This is a genomic window from Solibacillus sp. FSL W8-0474 (assembly GCF_038004065.1).
In the GTDB taxonomy this organism is placed as follows: Bacteria; Bacillota; Bacilli; order Bacillales_A; family Planococcaceae; genus Solibacillus; species Solibacillus faecavium.
Window position 1 is genome coordinate 143,822 of sequence record NZ_JBBOQJ010000001.1, and the last position, 19,350, is coordinate 163,171.

20 protein-coding genes are annotated in these 19,350 nt (G+C 39.0%); 16 read left to right on the plus strand and 4 right to left on the minus strand.

Annotated features, from left to right (window positions below; translation table 11 throughout):
* Positions 1 to 278: 278 nt before the first annotated feature.
* From NYE67_RS00710 to NYE67_RS00775, 14 genes are all read left to right on the plus strand, one after another.
* Positions 279 to 2,690 (plus strand): Na+/H+ antiporter subunit A, encoded by a 2,412-nt coding sequence (locus tag NYE67_RS00710; protein WP_340728881.1) that lies wholly within the window; start codon positions 279 to 281, stop codon positions 2,688 to 2,690.
* On the plus strand, positions 2,677 to 3,099 hold the full coding sequence (locus NYE67_RS00715) for a Na(+)/H(+) antiporter subunit B (RefSeq protein WP_191701669.1): 423 nt from the start codon (positions 2,677 to 2,679) through the stop codon (positions 3,097 to 3,099). The genes NYE67_RS00710 and NYE67_RS00715 overlap by 14 nt, the downstream gene beginning before the upstream one ends.
* A 1-nt stretch (position 3,100) precedes the next feature.
* The gene (locus NYE67_RS00720; RefSeq protein ID WP_191701668.1) at positions 3,101 to 3,439 is read left to right on the plus strand and encodes a Na(+)/H(+) antiporter subunit C; all 339 of its coding nucleotides are present in this window, start codon (positions 3,101 to 3,103) and stop codon (positions 3,437 to 3,439) included.
* Complete coding sequence (locus NYE67_RS00725) at positions 3,432 to 4,916, plus strand: Na+/H+ antiporter subunit D (RefSeq protein ID WP_191701667.1); 1,485 nt, start codon at positions 3,432 to 3,434, stop codon at positions 4,914 to 4,916. Before NYE67_RS00720 ends, NYE67_RS00725 begins: the two co-directional genes overlap by 8 nt.
* 14 nt (positions 4,917 to 4,930) lie before the next feature.
* Positions 4,931 to 5,413 (plus strand): Na+/H+ antiporter subunit E, encoded by a 483-nt coding sequence (locus NYE67_RS00730; RefSeq protein ID WP_191701666.1) that lies wholly within the window; start codon positions 4,931 to 4,933, stop codon positions 5,411 to 5,413.
* Positions 5,410 to 5,694 (plus strand): Na(+)/H(+) antiporter subunit F1, encoded by a 285-nt coding sequence (locus NYE67_RS00735; protein WP_191701665.1) that lies wholly within the window; start codon positions 5,410 to 5,412, stop codon positions 5,692 to 5,694. The genes NYE67_RS00730 and NYE67_RS00735 overlap by 4 nt, the downstream gene beginning before the upstream one ends.
* Positions 5,672 to 6,076, plus strand: a complete 405-nt coding sequence (locus NYE67_RS00740) for a Na+/H+ antiporter subunit G (RefSeq protein ID WP_191701664.1) — start codon at positions 5,672 to 5,674, stop codon at positions 6,074 to 6,076. Before NYE67_RS00735 ends, NYE67_RS00740 begins: the two co-directional genes overlap by 23 nt.
* Positions 6,077 to 6,447: 371 nt before the next feature.
* Positions 6,448 to 6,819: a GntR family transcriptional regulator gene (locus NYE67_RS00745; protein ID WP_340726645.1), complete on the plus strand. Its 372-nt coding sequence runs from the start codon at positions 6,448 to 6,450 to the stop codon at positions 6,817 to 6,819.
* 4 nt (positions 6,820 to 6,823) lie between these two features.
* Positions 6,824 to 7,711, plus strand: coding sequence for an ABC transporter ATP-binding protein (locus tag NYE67_RS00750; RefSeq protein WP_340726646.1), 888 nt, complete (start codon positions 6,824 to 6,826; stop codon positions 7,709 to 7,711).
* Positions 7,677 to 8,390, plus strand: a complete 714-nt coding sequence (locus NYE67_RS00755) for a silver transporter (RefSeq protein WP_340726647.1) — start codon at positions 7,677 to 7,679, stop codon at positions 8,388 to 8,390. The genes NYE67_RS00750 and NYE67_RS00755 overlap by 35 nt, the downstream gene beginning before the upstream one ends.
* A complete protein-coding gene (locus NYE67_RS00760) occupies positions 8,387 to 9,058 on the plus strand; it encodes a glucose-6-phosphate isomerase (protein ID WP_340726648.1) in 672 nt (223 codons plus the stop codon). The genes NYE67_RS00755 and NYE67_RS00760 overlap by 4 nt, the downstream gene beginning before the upstream one ends.
* A 40-nt stretch (positions 9,059 to 9,098) precedes the next feature.
* On the plus strand, positions 9,099 to 9,911 hold the full coding sequence (locus NYE67_RS00765; protein WP_340726649.1) for a metallophosphoesterase: 813 nt from the start codon (positions 9,099 to 9,101) through the stop codon (positions 9,909 to 9,911).
* A 162-nt stretch (positions 9,912 to 10,073) separates the two neighbouring features.
* A complete protein-coding gene (locus NYE67_RS00770) occupies positions 10,074 to 12,071 on the plus strand; it encodes a methyl-accepting chemotaxis protein (protein ID WP_340726650.1) in 1,998 nt (665 codons plus the stop codon).
* A 347-nt stretch (positions 12,072 to 12,418) separates the two neighbouring features.
* Complete coding sequence (locus NYE67_RS00775) at positions 12,419 to 12,775, plus strand: rhodanese-like domain-containing protein (RefSeq protein ID WP_340726651.1); 357 nt, start codon at positions 12,419 to 12,421, stop codon at positions 12,773 to 12,775.
* Between the two features lie 54 nt (positions 12,776 to 12,829).
* Here NYE67_RS00775 and NYE67_RS00780 read toward each other — a convergent pair whose 3' ends face one another.
* Positions 12,830 to 14,005: an alanyl-tRNA editing protein gene (locus NYE67_RS00780; protein WP_340726652.1), complete on the minus strand. Its 1,176-nt coding sequence runs from the start codon at positions 14,003 to 14,005 to the stop codon at positions 12,830 to 12,832.
* Positions 14,006 to 14,137: 132 nt separating this feature from the next.
* On the opposite strand from NYE67_RS00780, the gene NYE67_RS00785 reads away from it, so the two are divergent.
* Positions 14,138 to 14,446 (plus strand): DUF6509 family protein, encoded by a 309-nt coding sequence (locus tag NYE67_RS00785; protein WP_340726653.1) that lies wholly within the window; start codon positions 14,138 to 14,140, stop codon positions 14,444 to 14,446.
* 87 nt (positions 14,447 to 14,533) lie between these two features.
* On the opposite strand, the gene NYE67_RS00790 is transcribed toward NYE67_RS00785, so the two are convergent.
* From NYE67_RS00790 to NYE67_RS00800, 3 genes are all read right to left on the minus strand, one after another.
* Positions 14,534 to 16,135: a gamma-glutamyltransferase family protein gene (locus NYE67_RS00790; protein ID WP_340728882.1), complete on the minus strand. Its 1,602-nt coding sequence runs from the start codon at positions 16,133 to 16,135 to the stop codon at positions 14,534 to 14,536.
* Positions 16,136 to 16,305: 170 nt separating this feature from the next.
* Entirely contained in the window at positions 16,306 to 17,241 is a 936-nt protein-coding gene (locus NYE67_RS00795; RefSeq protein WP_340728883.1) for a Gfo/Idh/MocA family protein, read from the minus strand.
* A gap of 119 nt (positions 17,242 to 17,360) precedes the next feature.
* Complete coding sequence (locus NYE67_RS00800; protein WP_340728884.1) at positions 17,361 to 17,693, minus strand: RNA polymerase sigma factor; 333 nt, start codon at positions 17,691 to 17,693, stop codon at positions 17,361 to 17,363.
* 173 nt (positions 17,694 to 17,866) lie between these two features.
* Between NYE67_RS00800 and NYE67_RS00805 the strand changes: the two genes are divergently transcribed.
* The gene (locus NYE67_RS00805; protein ID WP_340728885.1) at positions 17,867 to 19,198 is read left to right on the plus strand and encodes an FAD-dependent oxidoreductase; all 1,332 of its coding nucleotides are present in this window, start codon (positions 17,867 to 17,869) and stop codon (positions 19,196 to 19,198) included.
* Positions 19,199 to 19,350: the final 152 nt, after the last annotated feature.

The window sequence follows — 19,350 nt, forward strand, 5'->3', positions numbered from 1 at the left end:
AAATTAAGCATAATTGAGATAAAACGAAGGCTATTACAGTGCATTGCACACTTTATTATTGTATACTTATTTCTGTGATGTTTTTTTGTTTTCAGTAAATTTTACGTAATTTTTTCCTTGCTTGAATCTTTTTATTTTAAATAAATTGGAATTTATTTATAAATATAATCTCTATATGCCACATTATTATGAAGTGAGTTATATAGATAGTCAAGTGTGATTAATTAATTTTAGTGTGATACATAGTTTTGTTACTTTTTTGTGGGAGGTTTTTGCTTTTGATTGTCACGCTTTCAATTGTGCTGCCCTTTATTGCTGCAGCATTGATTCCATTAATATACAAGCGTTTTAAGAACATTCACTTAGGATGGTTTGTATTAGTCGTACCAGTCGTTTTATTTTCGATTTTAGCTACATATATCCCTCGAGTTGCGAATGGCGAAGTATTCGTCAAGACGTTTGAGTGGATCCCCTCTTTCGGTATTAATATTACTACGTATCTAGATGGATTGAGCATGATATTCAGTTTGCTCATTACAGGGGTAGGTAGTTTAGTCATACTGTATTCAATTTTCTATTTATCAACGAAAGAATCTTTACACCATTTCTATTGTTATTTATTACTATTCATGGGCGCTATGCTAGGCGTCGTCCTTTCAGATAATTTAATGGTGCTTTATGTATTTTGGGAATTAACGAGTGTTTCCTCATTCCTTTTAATTGCATTTTGGCATCACCGTAAAGCCTCTCGTGCAGGTGCACGAAAAGCAATGACCATCACAGTATCTGGTGGCGTTGCGATGTTAGCTGGTTTTTTAATGTTATATGTTGCATCCGGTACGTTTAGTATACGGGAAATTGTCGCAAATTTAGATGTTGTGCAATCCAGTGCATACTTTGTACCAGCGATGTGTTTAGTGCTTTTAGGGGCATTTACAAAATCCGCCCAATTTCCTTTCCATATTTGGCTGCCTGATGCAATGGAGGCGCCTACACCGGTTTCTGCCTATTTGCACTCTGCCACTATGGTTAAAGCAGGTATTTACCTTGTTGCACGTACAACGCCTATTTTCGGAGGTCACGAAGTATGGTTTTGGGCGGTAAGTGGGGTAGGTCTCCTAACTTTATTCTGGGGATCATTTAATGCCGTCAAACAGTTCGATTTAAAGGCATTACTTGCCTACTCAACAATTAGCCAGCTTGGATTAATTATGTGTCTATTTGGTCTTGGCTCTGCTGCACTCCATTCCGGTTATTCAACGGAATCCGTCATTTATACACAGGCCACTTTTGCAGCTTTGTTCCATTTAATCAATCACTCAACGTTCAAAGGTGCACTCTTTATGATGGTAGGTATTGTCGATCATGAAGTGGGGACGCGTGACATTCGCCGTTTAGGTGGATTGATGTCACTTATGCCATTTACATTTACGATAGCTGTCATCGGTAGTGCCTCTATGGCGGGATTACCACCATTCAATGGTTTTTTAAGTAAGGAAATGTTCTTTACGGCAACGTTAAAAATTACCGAGCTGGATCTTTTCTCACTTAATAGCATCGGAGTTTTATTCCCCATTATTGCATGGGTAGCAAGTATATTCACCTTTATTTACTGTGTCATTATTGTTATGCGTACGTTCTTCGGCAAAATCCAGCCAGATCGTTTGGAGAAGCCGCCGCATGAAGCACCATTTGGCATGTTGATTTCTCCTTATATTTTAATTGCATTTGTTATAGGGATTTTCATCTTCCCTAATGTGCTGGGACACTATATTTTAAGTCCAGCAATGGCAAGTATCTATCCAATGTTTCCGTCGGTAGAGGATATGACGCCTCATATTGCGGCATGGCATGGATATATAAGTACAGAGCTTATTATGACAGCAGGTGTCATTTTATTAGGGGTTCTATTATACCGAGTATTAAAAAAATGGCGTCCGATTTATCAGTTGATTCCGCCAAGTATCACATTAAATGCTTTGTATGAACGAGTGATTACTTCAAGTGAGAATGTATCAGGACGTGCAACGAATCGTTATATGAACGGTAATTTAACCTATTATTTCGTGTATATTTATGTGTTTTTTGTTGCCCTTTTAGCGGGTTATATGATTTATGCGGATGCATTTAGCTGGAATCCTTCAAAGGACTCGGTAATCGAGCCTTATGAATTGGTTTTAGTGTTCGTCATGATTATGGCTGCCGTGGCAATTATTTTTGCCAAACAGCGTATTACTGTAGTTCTGTTAAACGGGGTACTCGGATATTCTGTAGCATTTTTCTTTGTCGTGTTTAGAGCACCTGATTTAGCGCTTACACAGTTGGTCGTCGAGTCTGTGACAACAGCGCTGTTCCTACTATCTTTTAAATATTTACCGAAGCTTAAAAACGAGTATATATCGAAGAGCTGGAGATTTGCGAAAATAACTATTTCCATAGCGGTTGGCGCAACTGTTACACTTATCGGCTTAGCGGTAATGAACTACGATCGATTTGAGCCGATTTCGAAGTACTTTGAGGACTCGTATAATTTAGCAGGCGGGCAAAATATCGTCAACACGATTTTAGGGGATTTCCGTGCATTTGATACGATGCTGGAAGTAGTTGTACTCTTTATTGCGGGTCTAGGCATCTACACACTTATTAAGCTAAAGGCGAAAAAGGGGGATGCAGACGTTGAAAGTAAATGATGTTATTTTAAAATCAGTCGTACGAGGCGTTGTGTTCATCGTCTTTACGCTTGGTATGTACTTATTTTTTGCAGGACATAATGCCCCAGGCGGTGGATTCATCGGTGGATTAGTACTTGGCTCGGGGATCGTCCTTCTGTATTTGACGTACGATATTGAAACGGTCCATAAAGGTATGCCGTTTGACTTTAAAAAAGTTGCTGCAATCGGGGTATTGCTGGCAACTGGTTCGGCCATCGCCTCTATTTTCTTTGATGTACCCTTTTTAACACAGGCAGATGGTTATTTTGATCTTCCATTATTAGGAGAGAAGCATTTGTCTACTGTTACGATTTTTGAAGCTGGTGTCGCATTGACGGTCGTCGGTACACTCGTAACGATTATTTTAAATATAAGTGAGGATGAATAGTATGGAATCATTAATGATTGTACTTGTCGGCATTCTAGTCGCAGTCGCTACTTACTTAATCCTCTCTCGTAGTGTAATACGCGTCATTGTCGGCACAGCCATTCTTTCACATGCCGTTCATTTATTATTATTGACGGTTGGTGGCTTGAAGAAGGGGAGTGTTCCGCTTTTAGGACAGGCGGCAGCTCCGTTTACTGATGCTTTGCCACAGGCTTTGATTTTAACAGCGATTGTAATTAGTTTTGCGGTTACGGCATTTTTACTAGTACTGGCTTACCGGATGTACTTAATGAATGGAACCGATGATCTAGAGGAGCTTGGAGGGTCATCCGATGAATAATATAATTGTTTTACCTTTAATTGTGCCGATTATTACGGCAACACTATTAGTATTTTTAAATAATAATATTAAGCTCCAACGAATTGTAAGTTTGGTTACGATGGTCTTTGTAGCGTGCATCTCTGTCGTCTTATTACAGCTTATCCAAAATGAAGGAATACTTCGTTTAGACTTCAGTGGATGGATGCCGCCATTTGGTATTTTGTTTGTAGCCGATTCCTTTTCGGTACTGCTCGTATTAGCAGCAAGTATCGTAACGGCAATTTGTTTAATTTATGCATTTTCAACAATAGGTGAGCGTCATGAGAAAATGTACTTTTACCCTTTTGTATTGTTTTTGATTGCAGGGGTAAATGGTTCCTTTTTGACAGGTGATATATTCAATCTATTTGTTTGTTTTGAAGTGATGCTTCTTGCTTCATATGTACTGATTGCTTTAGGCGGAGGTAAGATTCAGCTCCGGGAGTCAATCAAGTATGTATTAATCAATGTTGTGGCATCGTGGATGTTCCTAGTTGCACTAGCATACTTGTACGGAACATTAAAGACGCTTAATATGGCGCATATTGCACAGCGTGTGGCAGAGGCAGGGCAAGATCCATTGCTGACGGTCGTGTCACTTACTTTCTTAGTTGTATTTGGATTAAAGGCTGGTTTATTATTGTTCTTCTGGCTGCCAGGCTCCTACAGTGTTCCACCTACAGCAGTGCAGGCATTATTTGCTGCATTATTAACTAAGGTCGGCATGTATGCATTGTTCCGTACATTTATGCTCATGTTCCCGTTGCAACCCGAAATTACTCATACAATCATTGGGGTAATGGCAGGGATAACGATTATTGCAGGATGTATGGGCGCATTAGCGGGACGAGACGTTCGAACGATTGCTACGTACAATGTTATTATTAGTGTTGGTTTTATATTAGTTGCTCTTGCAATTGGCACAGAATCAGCTATGGCAGGTGCGGTTTATTATTTAGTTCACGACATTCTTGGAAAGGCATTTCTGTTTTTACTTATTGGTACAATGGTACTTGTAACGGGTGAGATTGTCGTGAAAAATATGAATGGATTAATCCGAATTTATCCATTGTTCGGTTGGCTGTTCTTTATTATGATGTGTGCACTTGTCGGTATCCCGCCGTTGAGTGGTTTTATCGGAAAAGTGCTGATTGGTCAAGGCGCAGTTGAAACGGAATCATATGTTTTACTGGCGTTGGCATTTGGCTCAAGTATTATCGTGATGTATTCGTTACTACGTATTTTCCTGGCTTCGTTTTTTGGGGAAACATCGATTAATGAGGAAGACAAAATGCCGATTCCACGAAGTGTAATGGCTTCATTTGTACTATTGGCCATCTTCATTATTGGGTTAGGCGTTGGTGCAGAAGGTTTGGCAGTTTATGTGAATGATGCAGCTTACACATTATCGAACCCTTCTGTGTACATCGATGCAATTTTAAATACGAATAAGTAAAGGAGGGTGAGCACATGTTAGGTCAATTTATTATTAATTTATTTATTGCAACGCTTTGGTTTTTATTGAAAGATGATCCAACGGCCGATTTTACGACATTCATGTCAGGCTTTTTAGTAGGAACATTGATTTTATATGCCATGCATCGATTCTTTGGAACACAATTTTATTTACGCCGTGTGTTAAAAATTATCAAGCTCATCCTTTTATTTATTCGAGAGCTGCTTTCATCAAGTATTTCTGTATTAAAACACGTGTTGGACCCGCAACTAAAAATTACACCGGGTATTTTCACTTATGAAACAAAATTGAGAGGCGACTACCAAGTCACAACATTAGCGCTGTTACTAACGTTAACACCGGGATCTGTTGTGATGGAAGTATCAGAAGATAACAGTACGTTTTATATTCATGCGATGGATATAGAGGAATCGAAAGAAACGGTAATTCGTTCAATCGGCAAGTTTGAACGTGCCATTTTGGAGGTGACACAATGATCGATCTGATTTTAAAAACGGCACTTGTTTTATTTATGCTAGCAATCGCGCTTTCCCTTTATCGTGTAATAAAAGGACCGTCACTACCTGACCGTGCCATTGCACTCGATACCATTGGTGTTAATCTGATTTCCGCAATTGCCATTGTCTCTATCGTATTAAATACAAAGGCATTTTTAGAGGCTATTCTAATTTTAGGTATTTTAGCGTTTATCGGAACAATTGCATTCTCGAAATATATCGAAAGAGGTGTCATTGTTGAACGTAAATCAGCTGATTGAGTTAATGGCGGCACTTCTAATTTTAGTAGGCGCCATCGTGAGTGTGATTAGTGCATTCGGTATGATTCGATTGCCGGACGTATATACACGCTCGCATGCTGCCACGAAAAGTGCGACACTTTCTGTACTACTTTGCTTATTTGGTGGGTTCGTGTATTTTTGGATTCATGATGGCTATGTAAGTATTCGCTTAATTTTAGGGATTATCTTCGTATTTATCACAGCACCGGTAGCCGGGCATTTAGTATGTCGGGCAGCGTATCGTTCACGCGTACCGCTAGCAGAAGGTTCTGGAGATGATGCCTTAAATGAAATTCTATTTGGCGAAGAAAATATCCAAGTAAAAGAAGAAGTAGAAGCTACCTTAAAGGAAATTAAATAATATAACTGTAAAGCATTTTAGAAATGGGGGAACGGCACTTCTAAAATGCTTTTTTTGTTGCCTAAATTATTTTAGTTATCCACAATCTATAAAAAATGATACTTATTATAGTAAAAAATTATATAAAAATGGCATTTCCATAAAGAAATAGAGGATATTTTATGAGCTCTAACTAAGGGTTTGTGGATAAGTTTTGGTCTACCTGTTGAAAAATCGTGATTAAAATGTGTATAACTCAATCAGAAGTGGATAACTTTGTGGATAAATAGTATATGTGGATAATATTTCTCGTTTTATTGACAAAAAAGCTAATTTTGTATATAGTACATTACAACACTAATGCACTAGATAACAATGAAAGGAGGATTTCCTTGAATTTCAATGGTCAAAATACAGCCCCTATTTATATTCAGATTGCAGAATGGATTGAAAATGAAATATTAGCTGATCGGTTGCTTCCAGATGGAAAAGTGTATTCCCAATATCAGCTGGCAGAAATTTTTAACATTAATCCAGCAACAGCAGGGAAAGGCTTAACGATTTTAGTTGAAAAAGAGATTTTATATAAAAAGAGAGGATTGGGGATGTTCGTTGTAACGGATGCAAAACATCGGATTTTAACAACACGGCGCAGTGAAACACTGACAAAAATGGCCAAGGAAATTGTACAGGAATCAAAACGTTTAGGCGTGCTGGATGAAGATTTGATTGAACTGATTAAGCATATTCAAAAAGAGGGGTGAGGACATGATTACGTGTGAGAAGTTAGAAAAGCATTATGGGAAGAGAGTGATTTTAACCGATGTTTCTTTTCAAATTGATGAACCCAAAATAATTGGTCTCATCGGGAGGAATGGTGTAGGAAAATCAACATTATTAAAAATAATAGCCGGTCATGCAAAAGCTTCTAATGGAAACATAGAAGTATTCGGTAAAAAGCCTTTTCAAAACTTAACGGTTGCAGCAAATACAATTTTTATAGAGGATGGAATGACATTTCCAGCTGTTTTAACTTTAAGGGAAATTTTTAAATCAGCAGAAAAGTTCTACATAAATTTTGCAACGGAGCTAGCATTTGAGCTATTGAAATTTAGTAATATCTCTGAAAAAAATTACCACTACCAATTATCCAAAGGTCAGAAGGCGACCTTCAATCTCATTTACGGAATTGCCAGCCGCAGTGCGATCACTTTACTAGATGAGCCAATGAACGGGATGGATGAAACGATTCGGGATGATATGTACAGAGTAATATTAAAGGATTTTTTAGCGTATCCGCGTGTCATCATGATTTCAAGTCATTACTTAAATGAAATGGAGCATTTAATTGAAGAAATTATACTGCTTCATAAAGGGAAAGTAGCATTATTTGCACCGGTAGAGGAAGTGCAGGAGTTGGCGGTAAAGCTTGTTGGACAAAGGGAAAATGTGGAGCCCGCTTTAAAAAAGTATGAAGTGCTGGCTACATATGAAAATGGTCCGATTTTTGAAGCGATTGTAGGAAAGAATGATTGGCTATTACCAGATCACGTCCGGATGCAAAGTTTATCCGCAAGTGATGTATGCAAAGTATTAACGGCAACGGAAGGAGGGTCCATTGATGACATCTATCGTAACAGTGAGTCCCGCGCGTAATATTTATGAGCAGGTGAAGTGGAAGTGTAAGGCATATAGTTCAATGTTTAGTACGGTGCTGATTGTATATATTTTACTGACAGTACTTACGGATGGAAGAAGTGGAACTTTAGGTATGGGACACGAATTCGTTAGTTATAAGGAACAATATTATACATTGGATTCCCTCTTTATGTTTACTGTCATCATGATGCTTATATTTGGTTGGATGCTTGCATCAAAGTCCATTTCACGAGATAACTTTTCGATTGTCACGACAAACTATACAGAGGCTATTTCATCTACATTGTTCCTAGTTGTGTTATGTATTTTTACATTGGTTGCTGCAATCAGTACATTATGGATTTCGATATTGGTCGACATTTTACGGACGGGTGATTTATTTATATTCCATAGCATGGAATATGCATTGCTAACATTTATTAGTTTTACGGTTTGCTCGTTACTGGCAGCATCCATTGGCTACTTTATCCATGCTGTGTTTGATTTTTCGAAAATTGTGTTTGCGCTTTTATGTGCAGGGGTGTTCCTCCTAATTCGCCAGTATACAATGGAACTTTGGGGAATTCTTTTTGGGGGGAGCGCGGTTCAAATTATTGGCCGTAGTACAATTTATATTATTTTATTATGGCTGTTCATTGTATTGATGCGCCAACGTAGAGAGGTGACGCGCACATGAGTATCGCTTTTGTTTATTTGTATTTATTAATTATAGGGGTAACGATAGCAGGTTTTTTCATAACGAAAATCCGTATATGGAAACCAAAGCGGACATTGCTGTTTTCCGCTATCTATTTTGGTTGTGGACTTCTAGCCTTTGTCTATTTATTGTTTATGTCAGGAGATATCGCTAAAGCGCCTTCCAAGGAGTTTTTACAAGAGCAGCGTGTTACTAATGAACAACTTTCAAGCGATTTAAAGTTACGAAAATATGAAGGTTTAAAAGAAGAGCATTTAAAGTTTACTAAGACATTTGAAGCAACGGCAGAGAACATTGAAATTCTCCGTAATGAAAACAGCTATTACTTACCTGTATATATATCGTGGGCAGAAACGAATGAAAATGAAATAACCGTATCCTATTATGAAACACCGCTTTATTTAAATGGTGTGTATATTACGCCATTTGTTGAAGAACCTCGAATTGAATGGAATGAAAATAAGCTATATATTGTAGAAGCAGATACAGAGGTAAAAATGAAATCGGTACACTTTTCTTCGCAATTGTTAAATGTTGGTTTTCATTCCCGATTTGATGATTCGCTCCATGATTTAATTGGTCAACGTATTTTACACTTGAATGTTCCGAAACAGTTCAATATTATTGATAAGGATGGGCGGTATTAACGACTGCTTAAAACTCACAATGAATTGAGCGAATTATGTGTTGAAAAAGATCTTGAAATTAATCATTTTTATAGTAGTAGTCTATATATTTTTATATATTAATAATAATTGGCTTGTAACGACAGAGCATATCCATGAGTCTGACAAAATTCCTGCGAGCTTTGATGGTTTTCGAATTGCGCAGGTGACCGATTTACATGATGCAACGTTTGGGGAAAATCAGTCACGCTTAGTAGAAAAAGTACGGGCTACCAATCCGGATGTTATTTTCATTACAGGTGATATTGTTGATAGCAGACGCTATGATCTAGAAAATAGCTTGCAGGCTGTGCGTCAATTTACCGAAATTGCGGATGTTTATTATGTAATCGGCAATCATGAGGTTGCGTTGAATTTAATGGATGAAATTTATGCAGCATTAACAGAGATCGGTGTCCATGTATTGCCAAATGATGCGGTGCTGTTAGAGCGTAATGGGGAACAAATCGCCATTGCTGGTATTGAGGATCCGCTGATGGGGCAGGATGTAGGGCAATCAATTGATCAGGTCATGCAAAGTATTGATAAGGATTTGTTTACTGTTTTGTTATCACATCGTCCAGAACAGTTTGATGCCTATGTGAAAGCAGAAATTGATCTAGTCATGACGGGTCATGCCCATGGGGGGCAAATTCGAGTGCCTTTTATAGGGGGACTTGTCGCACCTTCGCAAGGCATAATGCCGAAATATTCAGCGGGGATATTTGAAGAACAACAAACGAAGATGATTGTAAATAGAGGGCTAGGTAATAGTCTGTTTCCTTATCGAATCTTTAACCTACCCGAAGTTTATGTCATTCAATTAAAAAAATAGCCGAAAACGTCACGAAGATGTGACGTTTTTTTGTTGTTCCCAATATTTTGTTTACATACCATTACCAATTTTATATTATGTGTTAGGTAATTGTTAATAGGTAATTTATAGCATAAAATTCATTGTGATTACTATATTTCTATAATTTATGGAGGGTATTGGATGAAAAATAGAGGGATTGGGGCAAAGTTAACGTTATCCATCGTAGTATTACTTACTTTAACTTGCGCCGTTTTAGGTGTTTCGAGCTATTATAATAGTTACAATTCATTAGAAATACAAATTCGTGATAATTTACAGTCAAAAGCCGGCGATGTATCACATTATATTGAGGAATTTTTTAAACGTACACATACTGAAATACAAGGAATCGCGGAGCATTCTGCCATTCAAAGTATGGATTTTACAGAACAAGCAGCATATTTGAATAAGCGTCTAGCCGAAAGTGAAGATTATTTAGGTTTTGGAATCGTCGATGCAAATGGGGTTGCCCGTTATTTGGATAATACAACAGCCGATTTAGCGGATCGCGCATACATTCAAGCTGCATTTGAAGGAAACACGGCAATGTCTGATACAATTATAAGCCGTGTAACAAATGAGCCGGTAATTATGATTGCGACACCTATTGAGACCTTGACAGGGGAAAAGGCATTGTTACTCGCACGTATGGATGGTTATTTCTTATCATCGGTATTGGAAGATATCGTTGTTGGAAAAACGGGATATGCCTATTTAATAAATGAAGAGGGTACCATTCAGGCGCATCCGAACCATGAATATGTAAAGGAACAAGTTAACTTTTTAACTAAGGCAAAAGAGTCCGGCAAAATGACTGGAGAGGCTTTTGCTGTTGAGGAACTTATATCAAACGAAGAAGGATTCTTTGAATATAAGGATACTAATGGCGATAATCACTTCCTCGGCTATCATACTTTAGATAATGGCTGGTCTATCGGAATTATGGCAAAGGAAAATGAGATGTTCGTTAGTTTAATGAAAATGAGGATTACTTTAACGATTTCTACATTTAGTGTGCTATTTATTGGGTTAATTATTGCCTTCTTCTTATCCAACAGTATCAGTCGTCCAATTCGTGAAGTAGTAAAAGTAAGCGAATTTATTGGGCAGGGGGATTTCACTCATAAGCCACATGAGCGTCTTCAAAAACGGCATGATGAGCTCGGGGTGCTCTCTCGTTCGTTGACTAAAGTTGTGGAAAATATGCATATGATGATTACGAAAGTGCAAACAAACTCTGCAAATGTAAGTGAAGCCTCCTGTGAGTTAATGGGAGATGTTATGAAAGTGACCGACAATGCGAAAATTATCTCTCAATCAATAGAAGAGGTAGAGCGGGGATCTGATAGTCAGGCGAAAGTAACGGAAGAAAGTGCGGAGACGATGGGGCAGATGGCAATTGGTATTCAGGAAGTAGCCGAAGTAGCCAGTACTGTTTCTGAGCATACGGACTTTATAGAAAAGAAAGTCCGCGATGGTCATGAGGCAGTTCGCCATTCGATTGCAAAAATGAATGCAATACAATCCGGGACTGAATTTGAATTGGAAGTCATCCATAAGCTAAAGCAAGAGTCGCAGGAAATCGGGCTAATTTCAAAAATGATTACCGATATTTCATCTCAGACAAACTTACTGGCTTTAAATGCATCGATTGAGGCTGCCCGTGCTGGGGAGGCTGGACACGGTTTTGCAGTAGTGGCAGGGGAAGTACGCAAATTATCTGAGCAAACGGCTGATTCAGCAGCGAAAATTAATGTCCTGATTCAGAAAGTACAACAATATACTGTGGAAGCCGTTCAAGCAGCAGAATCAGGAGAGGAAAATGTTGCGCAAGGTTTACAATCTATAAGCCAATTAGACGAACGCTTCAGCGAAATTGTAGAAGCAGTTTCCAGAATTGCAGTTGAAATTGAAGGGCTGAGTGGTTCTGCTCAAGAAATGAGCGCCAATACAGAAGAAGTATCGGCATCAATGGAAGAAATGTCAGCTTCGGTTACATCAGCAGCAACGTATGTAAGGGATGTTGCGCATTCAGCATCCGGTCAGTTAGAAATAGTAGATGCAATGGCTAATCAAGCCGTAAAGCTGTCTGAAATGGCAAAAGACTTACAGGTCACAATTAAACAGTTTAAACTATAATGTAAACGGCGGTGCAATGGGTTTTTATTGCGCTGCTGTTTGTTTGAGAGGGAGCGGGGGGCATGGGCGCGTATCTAATAAATGTGGTTGTGTTTCTAAAAAAACAGAAAAAGTTCTAATAAATTATGAGTGTTCTAATATATGCTGGGGATTTTCTAAAATCGGATTCACTTGTTCAAATATAGGTCCGAAATTTTCGAAAAAAACATTGTACAGTTCTAATAACGGGTAAAACTTTTCTAATAAATTATTACAAAATCTTTGCTCCCCCTAAAAAAACGCAAATTGTTCGTCAGCGCAGCAACAGTATCGTAAAATAGAGAAAACAAGTTGTAGGGGTATGCAAAATGGAAGGTATTATTACTTTATTGGCAATGGTGGGAATTGTCGTGATGGTTGTGCGTTTTATGCCGAAAAAAGGTGTGAAATATATTACGACAAAAGATTTGCAGCCATTACTGGAAGATAAACAGTATGTATTTGTGGATGTTCGAACGGAGAAGGAATATAAAGAGGCACATATTCCTCAATTTATAAATCGCCCTGTTGGCACGTATTTAGGTGATCTGCCGAAAGATCGGCCAATTGTCGTTATTTGTCAAAGTGGGGTACGAAGCAACAAAGCAAGTAAGGAACTTGTAAAGCTAGGCTATACTGATGTCACGAATGTTCGTCGTGGGATGAATGGGCTGCGAGAAGGCTAAATAAAGAAGGGAGAAGAGATAAGGGAAATACCCTTTATCTGCTTCTCCCATTTTTTATTGGATTGCCTTTTTCATGGCATCTAGCAGTGCCTGTGCGGAAATGATTTTCTCGCCACCACCTTGGACAAGTGCATCGTTGCCGCCGCCTTTACCGTTCATAAGGGGTAAAACGGCTGCGGAAATTTCTTTCATTGATTGCGCTTGTTGACTGCCACGTGCAGCGACAAACTGAAGCTTGTCCTCATTGTTGGCAACGAGAAGAGCAATTGCATCTTCATTTTGCTGAGTAATGAAACGGGCTAATTTTTGTAAGCTTTGGATAGAGCGGTTTTCAAACATTGCTGCCGCGATTTTTTCTTTCGCCAAAGCCTGTGCTTCAAATTCAAGCAGTGCATCTTGTGCCTCTGCCAAGCTTTTTTCAGTGCTTTTTGCCGTTTTTACAAACTTTTTTAATGCTTCTGCGGCTTCTTCTTCTGGTGCGCTTAATTGACGAGCAACATCACTTAATACGTTTTTACGCATAGCGAGTTGCTGTAATACACGATTGCCGCAAACGAAATGTACACGAATTTGCTGCTTCATTTTCTCAGTAGCTAAAATTTTCAGTAAACCAACCTGACCTGTAGAGGTAGGATGGGTACCACCACACCCGTTGTAATCATAGTCGGGAATAATAACTAAACGTATATCTTCATCGACTTTTACATCTTTTCGCAAGTTATACTGAGCTAACTCGTCTTTTGTAACCCATTTAGTTTCAATTGGCCGATTTTCCAAAACAATTTCATTTGCCCGCTTTTCTGCGGCAGCTAGCTGATCATCTGATATCTCACTCACATTTAAATCGATTGTAACAAGTTCAGTTCCTAAGTGGAAGCTCACTGTAGTGAAATCAAATAACTCCACAAAAGCAGCTGTTAAAATATGCTGTCCCGCATGTTGTTGCATATGGTCGAATCGGCGCCCCCAATTTAATTTCCCTTTAATTTCCCCGGAAATATTCGACAAATTTCCCACAGTATAATGACGGATTTCATCATCCACTTTCTCGACATCGATAATTTCCAAGTCATTAATCCAGCCGGTATCATGGGGTTGCCCACCCCCTGTAGGGTAAAATGCCGTATTGTTTAAGACAATAAAATTACGTGTTTCTTCACTACCTGTTTTTACAATTTCTGCTGTAAATTCTTTTATCATTGCGTCTTCATAATAAAATAACTCTTTCAAAATCCATCACTCCTTAATTTCTAGTTTGTCATATGAAAACGTTGCTGTCACGGTAAAATAATCGTTGTTATTTGACGCGCGGGAAATTTCGTTTATGATGAGAAAGAAGGATTTTCCGGGAGGAGTACAAATATGAATATTACACAGTTTTCAGTAGAAGAAATCTTAGATCCAACAAATATTATTGAAGGTAAGCGATATGAGTTTTTATTAGATGTAGAAGTAGATGAGGAAGACGAGCTATATTCTGCAGCAGGTTTAGAAATCCGTGTCATCGTTGGTGTAATCGAAGAAAATGTACGCATTGTAAACTACTTTATTATGGATAAAGCAAATAATGAGTTTTTGGATTTCGCATTGGAAGAAGATGAGGAAGCAGAAATTTTGGCCTTTTGTAAAGAAGAATTATTTGCTGATTCAACAGAAGTAGAAGAGCAATAAAAATAAAAAAAGCACCTCGTCATTGAACTTTACGCCACCAACTGTTGGGAGTCGTTCGAAATGAGGTGCTTTTTTATTATTTACATTTTACCAAGCGGCAATTGACCCATCTGTACGCGGCTCTGTTCCGCCATACAAGACGCCTGTTTTTTGATCACGCCAAATGATTTGCCCGCGTCCGAAACTGCCACCGTCCACTGCAATATGAATGTCATGGCCTTTACGTTGTAACGCCTGAACTAAATAATTAGGGAAATGCGGCTCTACTTCAATTCGTTTTTCACCCATCCATTGCCAACGTGGCATATCAAGAGCTGCCTGCGGATTGAGAGCAAAATCTACTGTAGATGTAATCACCTGGAAATGTCCCTGTGGCTGCATATAGCCTCCCATTACACCAAACGGACCAACAGCCTGATTATCCTTTGTTAGGAATCCAGGAATAATTGTATGATAGGTACGTTTACCAGGTTTTAAGAAGTTAGGATGATTTTCATCAAGTGAGAAGTCATAACCTCGGTTTTGTAGCGATATACCTGTTTCCGGAATGACAATACCGGAGCCGAAGCCCATATAGTTACTCTGAATATAAGACACCATATTGCCGTCCGCATCGGCAGTCGCTAAATACACCGTTCCGCCCTTCGGAATGTCAAATGGCTTAGGATCCATTGCTGTATCCATAATTTCTGCAAAACGAGATTCCCCGTAGTTTTTTGATAATAATGTTTCCACATCGACCGGCATTTCACTGCTTTCTGTAACAAATGCTTTCCCATCTGTATAGGCAAGTTTCATTGCTTCGATTTGATTATGTAATGTCTCAGCATCTTGCCATTTCGGCTCTGAATGTTGATAAATGTTTAGTGCCATTTGGGCAACAATACCTTGACCATTCGGAGGGATTTCCCACACGTCATAGCCTTTATAATGTACCTTAATCGGATTTACCCATTCAGGTTCATAGCCTGCTAAGTCTTCCTTAGAAATAAAGCCATTATGTTTTTTCATAAAGGCATCGATTTTATCGGCAATGTCCCCTTTATAAAATGCCTCGCCATTTGTTTTTGCGATTTTGCGTAATGTATCTCCATGTCCGGGTGAATTCCACACTTCACCGATTTCCGGCATACGTCCATCAATTGAAAATGTATCAAACCAGTGTTGGAACTCTTCGGTTGTAAGTGATTGTTTATATTTTTTATAGGCAGATTGCCAATTTTGTCCGAGTGTTGCTGAAATCGGGTAGCCTTCTTCCGCATAGGAAATAGCAGGTGCCAATACTTCGCTTAATGACAGTTTTCCAAAACGTTTTGATAAGGAAGCCCATGCCGCAGGAGCACCAGGAACAGTAACAGGGATGACCCCATGCATCGGAATTTTATCGTGTCCTTGTTCAGCTAATGCCTCTTTCGAAATGGTCTTAGCAGAAGGTCCGGAAGCGTTTAATCCGTAAAGTTCATCCTTCATCCAAACGAGTGCAAAGGCATCACTTCCAATACCGTTGGATGTTGGTTCCACAACCGTTAAGGCTGCTGCTGTAGCAATGGCAGCATCGACTGCATTTCCGCCTTTTTTCAAAATATCCAAACCTGCCTGTGCTGCTAATGGCTGAGATGTTGCGACCATTCCACGATTCGCGATAACAGTGTTGCGCTTACTCGGAAATGGGTAATGTAAAAAGTCCATAAAAATTCCCCCTTAACAAATAGTAATCTAAAAAATGAATATTATGACTATTTTAGTATAGAAGGGGGTTATTTACAAATAAATATTTCAGAATCCGAAATAAATTCCCCTAAAAAAAGCTGTTTGGCATGCTGTAGCATTGTCCAAACAGCTCAAAATGCAAAGGATTTTTATTTCAATAGTTCATCAATCCAGCGCTGTACTTTTAAGCCTTCCTCGAATGGGACGATGAACGCTTCTTCACCTAAAAGGACTTTTCTACAAGCATCCAGCATGGATTCCGGTGCTGTATTCGCAGGGACTTCCACTTCCGGTTCGTAAGCTTTACTCGTATATACTTGTGACCAGTTACGTAATGTGACAACTTTTTCTGAACCGAAAATTTTATAATCAATGCGCTCTTCCTGACCGATGCCGGCAAGTCCGTTTATTACAACAGGTATGCCGCTTGTTGTTTTTGCTAAAGCAGATACACCTGTTTCACATAGCTCCGTGTTTTCCGGATAGGTTGTTTCATGAGCGAGAATGTTGAGATCCCCAAATAAGTGGTGTGTCAGCTGTAAATAATGCGGGAAAATCTCACGGATAAAGCCGCCTTGTTCACGTGAGGCAATCCAAGGATTTTGTTGCCATTTACGCGGCCATTCCGGGAAGTATGTATGTAGTTCAATGCGTGTAATATCCCCCATACCAGATGTAAGCTCTTTTTTAAGCTGATGTACGGCTGCTCCATACATTAATGGGAAGTGCATCGCTGTTTTCACCTTTACATCATTGGCAACACGTACCATTGTTTCTCCATCTGCAGCATCATGGGCAAGTGGTTTTTCCGATAAAATATGCAGTCCATGCTTCGCAATTTCCTCAGCAAGAGTCGCATGGCTGACAGGGGGCGTCCCGATGTAAACCCAGTCAGGCATTAAATTCAGTAAATCCTGTAAATCATTTGTTGTCGGTACATTATATTTTTCTGCCAACTGTGCTGTACGCTCCTCATTCGTGTCGAATATAGCAGCAATTTCGTAGTGTTCGTTTTGTAAAGCCTGGTTAATAATACGCTCACCGACAACACCAGTGCCGATAATGCCAATTGTTGTTTTTGTCATTTAGTTCGTGCTCCTTTTAAAAGTTGAGAGTTTTCTGATAGTTAGTGTAGCATATTTTGAGATTATGATAATAAAAAGAAAAGCACAAAAACATGTTTAGCATGCTTTTGCGCCTCCTATTAATATTTATCTACTACAACTCCAAGTGAAGAAGCCTTTATGAAAGGTAAATCCTGCAATTGCTTTAAGCTCTCGGCAGTACCTGTTACAACGATACCGTTTGAGGCGGATCTTTTATTTTTGTTATATAACGTGTAATACCGATGCAATGCCACTTTAAAAAGCCATGCGCGCAAATTTTTTGCTTGAATTTGCGATAAGCATTCAATTGTTTTCATAATGGTTTCTTGTGTGACATCTTCGGCATCTTCCTTTGTAGCCCCGACTTTTAATAAATATTTGAAAACAATTTGTGCTTCTTCAAGCAAATAGTTTTCCCATGACTTGTCCATAGTTCACCAACTTCCGGATATCCATATGTTGAAAATAAGAAGCCTTAATCGTGTGAAAAAAAACGAAATATGCTTTACTTATTGTAAGTTAACTTACTTATATAACTAATTAAATTCGTAAAAGTATACAAAATAAAAAAATAAGTTTTATAAACAAGCAAGGAGTGACGGTGATGAAAGTTGTAATTATCGGTGGGGACGCTGCTGGGATGAGTGCGGCAATGGAAATTGTCCGTAATAATAAATCCGCACATATCGTTGTTTTGGAAAAAGGGGATATTTATTCGTACGGGCAATGTGGGTTGCCGTATGTAATTAACGGAAAGGTACCTAATACTGAAGAACTCATTGCGCGCGATGTCGAGGAATTCCGTTCTAAATACGACATTGATGCGAGAATCTTTCATGAAGTGACGTCAATTGATACGAAATTACAAAAGGTGAGCGGACATGATGTAAATAGTAAGGAGCCATTTGAATTTGCATACGATAAACTGCTGATTGCAACAGGTGCTGCGCCGACAATGCCACGACTGGAAAATGCCGATTTAAAAGGAATTCATATGATTAAGACAATTCCCCAAATGAATAAATTGATGGAACAATTACCGAATGTGAAGCATGTTACAGTCGTAGGTGGCGGCTATATAGGACTGGAAGTTGTCGAAACGGTTCGTGAGCGTGGTCTGGATGTTCGTCTAATCCATCAAGGGAGTCAGCTCATGTCGGTTTTAGATCCGGAACTTGCGAAAATCATTTATGAAGAGGCGATTTCAAAAGGGGTGGATGTTTTACTGAATGAAGAGACAATAGGTTTTGAGGGCGAACAAGTTGTCGAAGCAATTCGTACTAAAACGGGGACATACCCTACTGAATTAGTTATCGTAGCGACTGGTGTACGTCCAAACACACAATTTGCGACAGGGTTTGCAAAGCTTGAAAATGGAGCGCTCATCGTTAATGAAAAAATGGAGACATCCATTGCTAATGTGTATGCAGCAGGGGATTGTGCATCGCATTATAACAGACTGAAGCAGCAGGATGATTACTTGCCTCTTGGTACGACGGCGAATAAACAAGGACGAATCGCTGGTTTGAATATTGCCGGTTTTAATCAAAAGTTCAATGGGATTGTAGGAACTTCCATTTTGAAGTTTTTTGATCTACAAATAGGAATGACGGGATTAACTAATGATGCTGCGGATAAGTCCAATGCGTTGATAGAGGCATATGTGATGGAAGTGAACGACATTGCCAGCTATTATCCTCATCCAAGTAAGATGAAGCTACGTATGTTAGTCGAACAACAAAGTCGCAAGCTTGTTGGGCTGCAAATTGTCGGGAAACACGGTGTCGATAAACGAATTGATGTATTTGCTACAGCGCTTTACAATGAAATGACTTTTGAACAATTATTGGACCTGGACTTAGCTTATGCCCCACCATTTAGTGGCGTATGGGATGCGCTCATGCAGGCACCGAAGCGGTATGGGAAAAAGAATTAAAAACGTCTCAAGCTCCAGCTATTATTGGGAAATAGCTGGAGCTTGCTTTGTGTTTAAAAGAGGTGTTAGCCAAATTTTGTCCAAATGAATTATCAATAGATAAACGTTCGACCATGCTGGCAGCTATGTTTGATCTGCAAGGTGGAATCATG

Coding starts and splice junctions, on each gene's coding strand:
- NYE67_RS00720 (WP_191701668.1), top strand. CDS start 3,101: ATGGAATCATTAATGATTGTACTTGTCGGCATTCTAGTCGCAGTCGCT.
- NYE67_RS00725 (WP_191701667.1), top strand. CDS start 3,432: ATGAATAATATAATTGTTTTACCTTTAATTGTGCCGATTATTACGGCA.
- NYE67_RS00730 (WP_191701666.1), top strand. CDS start 4,931: ATGTTAGGTCAATTTATTATTAATTTATTTATTGCAACGCTTTGGTTT.
- NYE67_RS00735 (WP_191701665.1), top strand. CDS start 5,410: ATGATCGATCTGATTTTAAAAACGGCACTTGTTTTATTTATGCTAGCA.
- NYE67_RS00750 (WP_340726646.1), top strand. CDS start 6,824: ATGATTACGTGTGAGAAGTTAGAAAAGCATTATGGGAAGAGAGTGATT.
- NYE67_RS00755 (WP_340726647.1), top strand. CDS start 7,677: ATGACATCTATCGTAACAGTGAGTCCCGCGCGTAATATTTATGAGCAG.
- NYE67_RS00760 (WP_340726648.1), top strand. CDS start 8,387: ATGAGTATCGCTTTTGTTTATTTGTATTTATTAATTATAGGGGTAACG.
- NYE67_RS00770 (WP_340726650.1), top strand. CDS start 10,074: ATGAAAAATAGAGGGATTGGGGCAAAGTTAACGTTATCCATCGTAGTA.
- NYE67_RS00775 (WP_340726651.1), top strand. CDS start 12,419: ATGGAAGGTATTATTACTTTATTGGCAATGGTGGGAATTGTCGTGATG.
- NYE67_RS00785 (WP_340726653.1), top strand. CDS start 14,138: ATGAATATTACACAGTTTTCAGTAGAAGAAATCTTAGATCCAACAAAT.
- NYE67_RS00790 (WP_340728882.1), bottom strand. CDS start 16,135: ATGGACTTTTTACATTACCCATTTCCGAGTAAGCGCAACACTGTTATC.
- NYE67_RS00795 (WP_340728883.1), bottom strand. CDS start 17,241: ATGACAAAAACAACAATTGGCATTATCGGCACTGGTGTTGTCGGTGAG.
- NYE67_RS00800 (WP_340728884.1), bottom strand. CDS start 17,693: ATGGACAAGTCATGGGAAAACTATTTGCTTGAAGAAGCACAAATTGTT.
- NYE67_RS00805 (WP_340728885.1), top strand. CDS start 17,867: ATGAAAGTTGTAATTATCGGTGGGGACGCTGCTGGGATGAGTGCGGCA.